This is a genomic window from Curtobacterium sp. B18 (genome assembly GCF_000333375.1).
Classification (GTDB): domain Bacteria; phylum Actinomycetota; class Actinomycetes; order Actinomycetales; family Microbacteriaceae; genus Curtobacterium.
On record NZ_BACZ01000485.1, the window covers coordinates 1 to 8,487 of the forward strand.

8 protein-coding genes and 1 pseudogene are annotated in these 8,487 nt (G+C 72.5%); 5 read left to right on the forward strand and 4 right to left on the reverse strand.

What is annotated here, in order from left to right; all coding sequences use genetic code 11:
* Positions 1 to 219, forward strand: a pseudogene (locus I5E_RS25545) (hypothetical protein); the annotation flags it as partial.
* Positions 220 to 435: 216 nt separating this feature from the next.
* Here I5E_RS25545 and rplL read toward each other — a convergent pair.
* The 4 genes from rplL to I5E_RS12905 all read right to left on the reverse strand — a co-directional run bounded on the left by rplL (position 436) and on the right by I5E_RS12905 (position 4,038).
* Positions 436 to 819: a 50S ribosomal protein L7/L12 gene (rplL, locus tag I5E_RS12890; RefSeq protein ID WP_022907351.1), complete on the reverse strand. Its 384-nt coding sequence runs from the start codon at positions 817 to 819 to the stop codon at positions 436 to 438.
* A 51-nt stretch (positions 820 to 870) separates the two neighbouring features.
* Positions 871 to 1,386 (reverse strand): 50S ribosomal protein L10, encoded by a 516-nt coding sequence (gene rplJ / locus I5E_RS12895; protein WP_022907352.1) that lies wholly within the window; start codon positions 1,384 to 1,386, stop codon positions 871 to 873.
* 404 nt (positions 1,387 to 1,790) lie between these two features.
* Entirely contained in the window at positions 1,791 to 3,287 is a 1,497-nt protein-coding gene (locus I5E_RS12900; protein WP_022907353.1) for a sensor histidine kinase, read from the reverse strand.
* 10 nt (positions 3,288 to 3,297) lie between these two features.
* Entirely contained in the window at positions 3,298 to 4,038 is a 741-nt protein-coding gene (locus I5E_RS12905) for a response regulator transcription factor (protein ID WP_031262639.1), read from the reverse strand.
* 105 nt (positions 4,039 to 4,143) lie between these two features.
* On the opposite strand from I5E_RS12905, the gene I5E_RS12910 reads away from it, so the two are divergent.
* The 4 genes from I5E_RS12910 to I5E_RS12925 form a co-directional block, all read left to right on the forward strand.
* Positions 4,144 to 5,229 (forward strand): acyl-CoA/acyl-ACP dehydrogenase, encoded by a 1,086-nt coding sequence (locus I5E_RS12910; RefSeq protein WP_148286964.1) that lies wholly within the window; start codon positions 4,144 to 4,146, stop codon positions 5,227 to 5,229.
* Positions 5,226 to 6,584, forward strand: a complete 1,359-nt coding sequence (locus I5E_RS12915; RefSeq protein WP_261974936.1) for a bifunctional PIG-L family deacetylase/class I SAM-dependent methyltransferase — start codon at positions 5,226 to 5,228, stop codon at positions 6,582 to 6,584. The genes I5E_RS12910 and I5E_RS12915 overlap by 4 nt, the downstream gene beginning before the upstream one ends.
* Positions 6,581 to 7,309, forward strand: a complete 729-nt coding sequence (locus tag I5E_RS12920; RefSeq protein WP_022907354.1) for a glycosyltransferase — start codon at positions 6,581 to 6,583, stop codon at positions 7,307 to 7,309. The genes I5E_RS12915 and I5E_RS12920 overlap by 4 nt, the downstream gene beginning before the upstream one ends.
* A gap of 87 nt (positions 7,310 to 7,396) precedes the next feature.
* On the forward strand, positions 7,397 to 8,487 hold a 1,091-nt coding region (locus I5E_RS12925), incomplete at its 3' end, for an ABC transporter permease (RefSeq protein WP_022907355.1).

An 8,487-nucleotide genomic window follows, 5' to 3' on the forward strand; every position in this document is an offset into this window, starting at 1 on the left:
AGCCGAGCAGGCGCCGACGAGCACCGCGGTCAGCAGCGAGGGCATCCGACCATGCTCGACGGACGTCGTCCGTCCGACGTGCTCTGGGCAGAGAAGCGGCGCGAAGACCGGCTCCGGGCGCTCCCGGCTGTCCGGACCGTCATCCGGGTGACGTGGTGGCACCTCGTCGATCTCGACCGGCTCCGCGCGTTGTTCCGGGCACACGGTGTGCGACTCTGACGGCGGCGAGCTCACGCGCTCAGCGACACCTCACGGGCGTCGAGCGGCGTGAAGTGTCGCTCACCGCGAAACGTACCCGCACGCCCCGCACGCCCCGCACCCCGCGCGTCCGCCCAGCCGAGACTCGGCGAAGCCGCACCGGCCGCCGCCCGGCCCCGCACGCGACGAAGGCCGCCGCCCCGAGGGGCAGCGGCCTTCGTGACCGAACGGTCGAGACTACGCGAGCTCGATCGTGGCGCCGGCGGCCTCGAGGGCCTCCTTCGCCTTGTCGGCCGTCTCCTTGTTGACACCCTCGAGGATCTTGGCGTCGGCGGTCTCGACGAGCGCCTTGGCCTCACCGAGGCCGAGCGACGTCAGGCCACGGACCTCCTTGATGACCTGGATCTTCTTGTCACCAGCGGACTTGAGGACGACGTCGAACTCCGACTTCTCCTCAGCGGCCTCGGCCGGGGCGCCAGCGGCGGCCGGAGCGGCAGCGGCGACCGGGGCGGCCGCGGTGACCTCGAAGACCTCTTCGAACTTCTTCACGAAGTCCGAGAGCTCGATGAGCGTGAGCTCCTTGAAGGCCTCGATGAGCTCGTCCTGCGAAAGCTTCGCCATGATTTTCTCCTACTACTAGCTAGATCGTGTGGTTGTGGAACGCGTGCCGGATCAGGCCGCGGACTCCTGCTTCTCGCGCAGGGCGTCCACGGTGCGGACGGCCTGCGAGAGGGGTGCCTGGAACAGGTACGCAGCACCGAACAGCGAGGCCTTGAAGGCGCCGGCGAGCTTGCCGAGCAGGACTTCACGGGACTCGAGGTCGGCGAGCTTGTCCACCTCGGTCGCGGAGAGCGGGTTACCGTCGAAGTAACCACCCTTCACCACGAGCTGAGGGTTCGCCTTGGCGAATGCACGCAGCGACTTCGCGACGGCGACGGTGTCACCGTGGACGAAGGCGAGAGCGGACGGACCGGCGAGTTCGTCGTCGAACGACGAGATGCCGGCGTTGTTCGCCGCGATCTTGGTCAGCGTGTTCTTCACCACGGCGTACGTGGCGTGCTCACGGATCGAGTTGCGGAGCTCCTTGAGCTGCGCGACCGTGAGACCGCGGTACTCGGTGAGCAGAACGGCGTTCGAGCTACGGAAGGACTCCGTGAGCTCGGCGACCGCAGCTTCCTTGTTCGCCATGGTTCTCCTTGGGGTTCTTGCCGGCTAGCCCCAGGTCCGTGGCTGCGGCAAGCACAGCCCCACCACATGAAAAAAGCTCCGGCGCAGAGGCTCGGAGCTGCTCCCCCGCGAACGGAAGGAGTGGTTCGGAACACCTGCGCGGGCTGCCTCATGAGTGAGGACCTTCGGTCACGCTGCGAGCAGCACGACAACCGGCGGTCTTTGGCTTCGAGAACTGTAGCACGGCGAGACGCCCCCGACCAACCACCGCCCCAGGCGGAGGACCCGGCCGCCGCACCCGCCGGGGCCCCACCACCGCACCAGGCGGACAGCCCGGACCGCCCACCGGCACCGGGACCCGGCCCGGACCGGACCGCCCACCGGACAGGAGGCGCGGTGCGGGCCCGACCCGCGCCTCCCGTCCGTCAGCTGCTCGCCGGAGCCACCTCGGGTGTCGTCGACCAGTCCGCGCCAGCGAGCCGCTCGGCCGGCAGGTGCACGGTGAAGACGGTGTCCCCCGGCTCGCTCGTCACGTCCACGGACCCGCCGTGTGCCTGCACGACCGCGTCGACGATGGCGAGCCCGAGCCCGGTCGAGCCCGCGGTGCGGGAGCGCGAGCTGTCGGCACGCGCGAACCGTTCGAACAGCTTCGGCAAGAACTCCGGGTCGATGCCCTGCCCGGTGTCCCGCACGGTCAGGTCGACACCGGTGCCCGTGGTCGACGGCGCGATCCCGACCGTGATGCGGGTGCCGTCGGGGGTGTGGGTGCGGGCGTTCGTGACGAGGTTGACGATCACCTGGTGCAGGCGTGCCGCGTCACCGACGACCGTCACCGGGGTCGACGGGACGTCCACCTCGATCGGGTGGTCCGGCGACGCCGCGTGCGCGTCGTTCACCGCGTCGAGCACGAGCCCGGTCAAGTCGACGTCGTCGAACTGGATCTCGCGGCCCTCGTCGAGCCGGGCGAGGAGCAGCAGGTCCTCGACCATGCTCGTCATGCGGACGAACTCGGACTCGATGCGACCCATCGCGTAGACGACGTCCTTCGGCAGGTCGCCGCCCATCGGGGGGGTCAGCTCGGCGTACCCGCGCACCGAGGCGAGCGGGGTGCGCAGCTCGTGCGAGGCGTCGGCGACGAACTGCCGGACCTTCTGCTCCGAGCGTTCGCGGGCCTGCATGGCGCCGGCGATGTGCCCGAGCATGCGGTTGAAGGCGCTGCCGACGCGTCCGACCTCGGTGCGTGGATCGGTGTCGGGGACGCGGACGTCCTGCAGTGCGTCGCTCCGCTCGAGCGGCATCCGGGCCACGGTCGACGCGGTCTCCGCCACCCGCTCGAGCGGCCGCAGGGACCGTCGGACGACGACCGCGGCGACGACGGACGCGGCGACCAGGGCGGCCACGACGACGATGATCACGACGACGAGCAGCGATCGGACGCTCTCGTACACCGGCGACATCGGGAGCCCGACGACGAGGACGGCGTTGCCGAGCACCGGGTTGTCGACCTGCACTGCGGCGACCCGGTAGCGCCCGAGGGTCCCGCCGAGGTCGATCGTCGCGGGGTCGACGCCGACCTTCACGGTGCCCAGGCGGTCGAGTTGCGTCGCGGAGAGCTGCAGCCGCGAGCTGTTGTCGGTGAGGACGATGCCGCCGGCACCGCCCCCGGAGAAGTAGTAGGCGGTGAGGGTCCCGGCGGCTTGGCCGAGCGGCTGCAGGGCGTCGTCGTTCGGGCGCTGCCCGTTCGGGTTCTGCTGCCCCTCGCCGAACTTGGTGCTCGCGCGGTCGGTCGCCTTCGAGAGCTGGCTGTCGATCGCACCCGTCTGGATGGACGCGAGCGCGATGATGCTGCCCGCGCCGATCACCGCGCTGACGGCCACGACGAGGGCGACGATGCTGAGGACCAGCCGTCGACGGAGCGTCACGCGGCCGACCTCACGCGGTGGGCTTGATGACGTACCCGACGCCGCGCACGGTGTGGATCATCGGGGTCTCGCCCGCGTCGATCTTCTTGCGCAGGTAGGAGATGTAGATCTCGACGACCGAGGACTTGCCGCCGAAGTCGTACGACCACACGCGGTCGAGGATCTGCGCCTTGGACAGCACGCGGCGGGGGTTGCGCATGAGGAACCGGAGGAGCTCGAACTCGGTGGCGGTCAGCTCGATCGGCCGACCGGCGCGGGACACCTCGTACGACTCCTCGTCGAGCACCAGGTCGCCCACGACGATGCGCGAGTCGCCGGCCTCGGAGATCGAGATCTGCGAGCGGCGGATGAGCCCACGGAGCCGTGCCACGACCTCCTCCAGCGAGAACGGCTTCGTGACGTAGTCGTCGCCGCCCGCGGTGAGACCGGTGACGCGGTCCTCGACGGAGTCCTTCGCGGTGAGGAACAGCACCGGGGTGTCGTCGTTGTTCTGCCGCAGCCGGCTGAGGACCTGCAGGCCGTCGAGGTCCGGCATCATCACGTCGAGCACCATCGCGTCCGGCTTCCACTCACGCGCCGTGCTCAGCGCGTCCTGGCCGCCGTTGGCGCTCTTGACGTCCCAGCCCTCGTAGCGGAGCGCCATGGACAACAGGTCGGTGAGGCTGGCCTCGTCGTCGACGACGAGGATGCGCAACGGGGTTCCGTCGGCACGCGTGAGGCGCGGGGCTGCTGCAGGCTGGGAGATGGTCACGTCTTCGAGTATCGAGAGTTTCCTATGAGCCGTCTGTGGAGCGGCCCTCGGCGCTCTGTGGATTCCCGAGCAGGCACTCGGCGGCCGCTCCGTACCGTGGCCGCCATGCTCCGATCCTCGGCTTGGCCGGCCTCCGCCCGTTCCGTCGACGCCGACGGGGTCGAGGACTCCGCACGGGTCGCGGCCGGGTCCTGGAGGCGCGGCTCGGCCCCGTCGGACCGGCTCGCGTCGGTGCGTGCGGTCGCCGCGACGGCGCCCCTGCTGTCCGAGGGCACGGCCGGTGGGTCCTTCGCAGCCCTCGCCGCGGTCGCGGCGGCCGACGTCGCCCTCGCCCGTGCCGTGGAGCCGCACCTCGACGCCCTCGCGATCCTGGCGCAGGCCGGTGCCACCGCGCCGGAGGGCTCGACGTGGGGCGTCTTCGCCGCCGAGGCGCCGGGGCTGCGGCTCACGGCGACCGCGGAGGGAGCCGGAGCGGGCGGCACCGGCCCGGTCGACACCGGCTCGGTCCTGCTCCACGGGACGAAGCCGTGGTGCTCGCTCGCGTCCGTCCTCTCGCACGCCCTCGTCACGGCGCACGTCGGCGAGGACCGGCAGCTGTTCGCCGTCGACCTCCGCCAGGACGGCGTCACCGTGCACGACGAGGCCTGGGTCGCCCGGGGCATGCCGGACGTGCCGAGTGGCCCGGTCGACTTCGCCGGGGTGCGTGCGACACCCGTCGGCGAGCCCGGGTGGTACACCGCACGCCCCGGGTTCGCGTGGGGCGGGATCGGCGTCGCCGCGTGCTGGTGGGGCGGTGCCGTCGGACTCGCCCGCCTCCTGCGCGACCGCGCCGCCGGGCACCGGGGGTCCGAACTCCTGCAGGTCGCCCTCGGTGCGACCGTCGCGGACCTCGCGGACGCCGAGGACGCCCTCGCCGGCGCCGCCGCACGCATCGACGACCCCGGCCCCGACGCCACGACGGACCGCGAGTGGGTGCTGCTCGCCCAGGTGGTGCGCTCCCGCGTCCGCCGCTCCGTCGACGCCGTCCGGGAACGGGTCGTCCGCACCCTCGGCCCCGCTCCCCTGACCGCGGACGCGTCGGTCGCGGCACGGGTCGCCGACCTCGAGCTCTACGTCCTGCAGGACCACGGCGACCGGGACCTCGCCCGCATCGGCCGGATCGTGGTCGAGGACGGCGGTGTCGCGTGGTGACGTTCGACCACCGGGAACCGGGCACCGACCCCGAGGACTGGACGACGTTCCTGCGGTCGGTCGATCCGCTCCCCGTCCGGCTCGACGGCCTCGCCGCGATCGTGGTCGTCGCACCGCACCCCGACGACGAGACCCTCGGTGCCGGCGGGCTCATCGCCTCCGCGGCGGACGCCGGCATCCCCGTGCACGTGCTCCTCGCGACCCGGGGCGAGGGATCGCACCCGCACTCCTCGACGACCTCGCCCGAGCGACTGCGCACGGTGCGGGACGCCGAGTTCCGTGCGGCGGTGCGGCTGCTCGACCCCGCGGCGAGCGCCTCGGTCCTGGGCGTCCCCGACGGTGGACTGCGCGAGCACCCGGACGTGCTCCGGGCGGCGCTCACCAAGCGACTCGCAGCGGTCGACGGTCCCGTGCTGGTCGTCGCACCGTGGCGCGGGGACGGGCACCGGGACCACCGGATCGCCGGCGAGGTGGCGGCGGACGTCGTCGCGGGAACACCCGGAGCCCGCCTGCTCGAGTACCCGGTGTGGGCTTGGCACTGGGACGACCCGGCCGCCCCCGCGGCGCCGTGGGACCGTGCCCGCGCGCTGGTGCTCCCGCCGGCCGTGCTCGACCGGAAGCGTGCGGCGCTCGACGCGTACCCGTCGCAGACCCGTCCGCTGTCGCCGGCACCGGGCGACGAGGCCGTCGTCGACGCCCGGCACGCCGCGCACCACCTCCGGTCGACCGAGTGGTTCTTCGCCGTGTCCGACGCTCCGGCCTCGCGCTCCCGCGCCTCGTTCGACGCCCACTACGACCGGAAGCCCGAGGGGTGGGACTTCGACGGCTCCTGGTACGAGCGGCGGAAGCGTGCCGTGACCCTGGCGGCGCTCCCCCGCGAGCACTACCGGTCGGCGCTCGAGCTCGGATGTGCGACGGGGGTCCTCACCGCGGCGCTCACCGAACGCGCCGACGACGTCCTCGGGACGGACATCGCGGCTTCGCCCCTCACCCGCGCACGGCTGCGCGCCCCGGCGGCCCGGTTCGTCCAGGCTGCGCTGCCCTCGGAGTGGCCGGACGGCCGGTGGGACCTCGTCGTGGTCTCCGAGGTCGGCTACTACCTGTCGCCGGCGGACCTCGACGCGACGATCGACCGGGTCCTCGGGTCGCTCGACGACGACGGGGTCCTCGTCGCCTGCCACTGGCGGCACCCGGACGACGACGCGGTCACCTCGGGCGACGCCGTCGACGCCCGCATCGCCGAGCGGTGGCCGCGTCCGGCGCTCGTCCGGCACGTCGAGGAGGACTTCGTGCTGAGCGTCCTCCCCGGACCCGCGGTGCGCTCCGTCGCCGCGGTCGAGGGCCTGACACCGTGACGCTGCCCGGACGCATCGACGTCGTCGTCCCCGCCCACGACGAGGAGGACGGGGTCGCCGGGTGCGTCCTGGCCCTCGCCGACGCGATCCGGGTCCTCGGGCGGGTGCACCCCGGGGTGGGCGTCGCCGTCACGGTGGTGCTCGACGGCTGTTCGGACACCACGGCGGCGGTCCTCCGGTCGTCCGTCGCCGCGGACCCGCTCTGGCAGGTGGTGCCCCTGGACGTCGTGGAGACCGCGCACGTCGGCGTCGGGCGTGCCCGGGCGGTCGGGACCGGCAAGGCCCTCGCGAGCGGTCCGCCGCCGGCCGAACGGTGGACCGCGCACACGGACGCGGACTCCCGGGTCGACCCGGGGTGGCTCGTGCAGCAGGTCGACGCCCACGACGACGGCGCGCACGTCCTGGTGGGGGCGGTCGTCCCGGACCCGGTCGACCTCGACCCCGTGGTGCTCGCCCGGTGGGTGCACGCGCACCCGCCGGGGTCGACGCTCGGCCACGTGCACGGTGCCAACCTCGGCGTCCGCGGCGACGTCTGCCTGACGCTGGGCGGCTTCGACCCGGTACCCGAGCACGAGGACGTCCGGCTGGTCGGACGGGCGCGTGCCCTCGGCTTCGACGTCCGGGCGACGACGGCGCTCCCCGTGGTGACGAGCGGCCGGTTCGACGGCCGGACGCCCGGCGGCTACGCCGAGCACCTGCGCCGCACCTACGGCGACGCCGGCTGAGGCTTCATCGGAAGTTCTTCGGATCCGGCAGCGCCGCTCATCGACTGCCTCCCTACGGTCTCCTCGACCCCAACACCGAGGAGAACCATGTTCCTGACCTACCTCAGGCGCGAACTCACGAACCGCAAGAAGCAGACCGTCATCATCGCGATCGGCATGGCGCTCGCCATCGCCCTCGTGGTCATCGTGTCCTCGATCGCGGGCGGCGTGAAGGCCGCGCAGGCGAGCGTGCTGCAGTCGGTCTACGGCGTCGGCACGGACATCACCGTGACGAAGACCGAGACCCCGACCGGCTCCGCCACGGGCCGCCCGAGCTTCGACTTCGGCAGCCAGGGCAGCTCCGGCAGCAGCAGCGGATCGACCGACCTCTCGCAGTCCCGCCTCGCCGTGTCCCGCGGGTCGAGCACGCTGAGCGCCACCGACGTCGAGACCGTCACGAGCACGAGCGGGGTGAAGGCCGCGACCGGTGTCCTGACCCTCGAGAACAGCACGTTCTCCGGCCAGGTGCAGCAGCAGTCGGACAGCAGCTCGAGCAGCAGCAGCTCGAGCGACAGCAGCAGCGGCACCGGGGCACAGCAGGGGCCGCCGAGCGGCGGCGAGGGCGGCGGCTTCGGCGGCGGCTCGTTCAGCGTCGACTCGTTCACCGTCACCGGCATCCCGGTGTCGGGCGACACGGTCGGGCCGCTCACGAGCACGGAGCTCACGACGGGCCGCACGTTCACGGCGAAGGACGCCGGCAAGGACGTCGTCGTGCTCGACGCCACCTACGCGAAGAGCGAGTCGAAGGCCGTCGGCGACACCGTCTCCATCGGCGGGAAGGACTTCACGGTCATCGGCATCGTGTCGTCCACCGGCTCGTCGTCGACCACCGGTTCGAACACGTACATCCCGCTGGACACCGCGCAGGCACTGGCCGACCTGGACGGCAAGGTCACCTCGATCTACGTCTCGGCGACGTCGTCCGCCGACGTCGGCACGATCAAGACCGCCCTGCAGAAGCAGCTCACCAGCGCCACGGTGTCGACCGAGTCCGACCTCGCGTCGAGCGTCTCGGGGTCGCTGAGCACCGCGTCGAGCCTCGTCTCGAACCTCGGCACCTGGCTCTCGATCGTCGTCCTCGCGGCGGCGTTTCTCATCGCGATCCTCTTCACGATCTCGGGCGTCACCGCCGCACCGGG

Coding starts and splice junctions, on each gene's coding strand:
- rplL (WP_022907351.1), bottom strand. CDS start 819: ATGGCGAAGCTTTCGCAGGACGAGCTCATCGAGGCCTTCAAGGAGCTC.
- rplJ (WP_022907352.1), bottom strand. CDS start 1,386: ATGGCGAACAAGGAAGCTGCGGTCGCCGAGCTCACGGAGTCCTTCCGT.
- I5E_RS12910 (WP_148286964.1), top strand. CDS start 4,144: ATGCTCCGATCCTCGGCTTGGCCGGCCTCCGCCCGTTCCGTCGACGCC.